Annotated in this window: 2 protein-coding genes; one reads left to right on the forward strand and one right to left on the reverse strand. The window is 58.0% G+C overall.

Features of this window, described 5'->3' with window-relative positions; genetic code table 11:
* Nucleotides 1–140: 140 nt before the first annotated feature.
* Entirely contained in the window at nt 141–440 is a 300-nt protein-coding gene (locus tag WLY71_RS30460) for a hypothetical protein (protein ID WP_347806539.1), read from the reverse strand.
* 308 nt (nt 441–748) lie between these two features.
* On the opposite strand from WLY71_RS30460, the gene WLY71_RS30465 reads away from it, so the two are divergent.
* Nucleotides 749–1771 (forward strand): helix-turn-helix transcriptional regulator, encoded by a 1023-nt coding sequence (locus tag WLY71_RS30465; protein ID WP_347806540.1) that lies wholly within the window; start codon nt 749–751, stop codon nt 1769–1771.
* Nucleotides 1772–1829: the final 58 nt, after the last annotated feature.

Below are 1829 nucleotides of genomic sequence, written 5' to 3' on the forward strand. Positions count from 1 at the left end.
GTATTCGCTTTCAATAAATATTCTTATCGTCGCGATCATTGCGTTTGGATGACAAGGGAACAGTACATCCGGGCACAACTGGCCGAAATAAAAGATCGCTATCGTCTGATTCCTTGGCGGACGGCTTCACGGCCTCTGATTTAATTTTTGCACTCCGCCAACACCACTTTGCAGGTATTGGGCGTGCCACCGGATCGGCCGGCATAGAGTATGCAATTATCCAGGGATTTTTTGCGAGCCATGTTCAAGGTGGAGCCCCACGCCAGGCCGCCCTCGCCGGCAGTGGGTAGCGCTTTTGCATAGCAGCTGCCGCCTATGCTTGAGGCTGAGTAGCGAGCTGTCGCAGCTTTGCCTGCACATCCCGCTGCCAGCGCCAGGTTGATGGCGAGCAGGGAGGGCAGGACCCATGACGAGCATTGGCGTGCTGTTTTTCCGGTCATCCCATTTCCCCTGTATCAAGAGGTTAGAGGCATGTTTGTGGTCGTGCTTCATTCAGATTAGACGGTGTTGTGCCTGCCCCTGGGTCGGTTTAGCGGAATTAGCGCATTTGGGTCATTCTTGCTGACAGCCGGAGTAAACCGTACGACAGCGAGCGGCGATCCGTTTGCGCACAGCGTGGCCTTCCGGCAGCTATTGCCAAAAGCTACCAGTCCAGAATTCTCCCGCAACAACACCGCTCGCTGGACGCCATAACCGCGCCTATGGCATCGTCGAAAAAATACGCCATGTAGTAAACAGGATAAAAATAATGGAGGAGGGTGATGAGGTCGGCGCCAAGGCGTCGATGGCCACGCTGACAGCGTTCAATCGTTGCGTGTTGCACCTGGGGCGGCTTGCTCGAGATCGCGGCGCCTCCCAATTCATCGCCGACGGCTTGCAGGCCTTCCGCCAACTGGTGCCCTTCGCTTCGGCATGGTGGGGCGAGATGTCGACGTCAGGCGCCAGCACACCCCCTCAAAGCTGGATGCACGGGCGGATCAATCTGCCCGAGTCATTTGCCGTCGAATGGCACAAGAGTGCGGGTGACGACAAATTCTCCCATGACACTTTGAGTCGACCCGGTGAGGTGGTGCGCGACAGCGGGTTCACCGACCCTAATGAAGAAGTGGACGCGTTCGCTCGGCGCCACGACCTCTACCACGTGATGTGCATCACCTTCGAGTTACCCGAAAGCGGCTTGATGTTCTTCGTCTGTCTCTACCGTGGCGGTGATGCTTGTGCGTTCAATGACAGTGAGGACGGGTTGTTTTCGGCGTTCTGCGACCATCTGCTGCAGCTGTGGCGGTTCCAGGTGCAGGACATGATTCGCTTCGACACGGGCAGCGGGGCGACTGACTTCGGGGTCGCCCGGATGGACGGCAGTCTGCTGTACGTCGGCGCAAGTCTATGCGCCGCCATTCAGCGCGAGTTGCCCGGCTGGAGTGGTTCAATGCTTCCCGTTGATGTAATCGCGCAACTGCAAAAAGCGCCGTGTGTGATTCGCCTCGGTCGTTGTGCGTTGACGCTGAGTCCTAACGCCGAGCACGTCATCCTGTCACTCGAAACACAGGCGCGCGGGGCGGTGCTGGCGCCACGGGAGCGCACGGCTGCGATGCTGTTCGCCGCCGGCCATTCCTATAAGGAAATTGCCAAGATCCTTGCACTGAGTCCGGCCACAGTGCGCACCTATCTGCGCAACTGCTACTTGCAGCTCGGCGTGAAGAGCAAAGTGGAACTGGGTTCTGTCCTGCGATCATCGACCTCGCTTGCGGAAACTGCACGTCGTAATTAAGCAGCGCCATAACGCATACCTTGTAGCAGCTGCCGAAGGCTGCGTTCGGCTGCGCAGC

It is taken from the genome of Pseudomonas rossensis (assembly GCF_039888995.1).
Taxonomy (GTDB): domain Bacteria; phylum Pseudomonadota; class Gammaproteobacteria; order Pseudomonadales; family Pseudomonadaceae; genus Aquipseudomonas; species Aquipseudomonas rossensis.

Coding starts and splice junctions, on each gene's coding strand:
- WLY71_RS30460 (WP_347806539.1), bottom strand. CDS start 440: ATGACCGGAAAAACAGCACGCCAATGCTCGTCATGGGTCCTGCCCTCC.
- WLY71_RS30465 (WP_347806540.1), top strand. CDS start 749: ATGGAGGAGGGTGATGAGGTCGGCGCCAAGGCGTCGATGGCCACGCTG.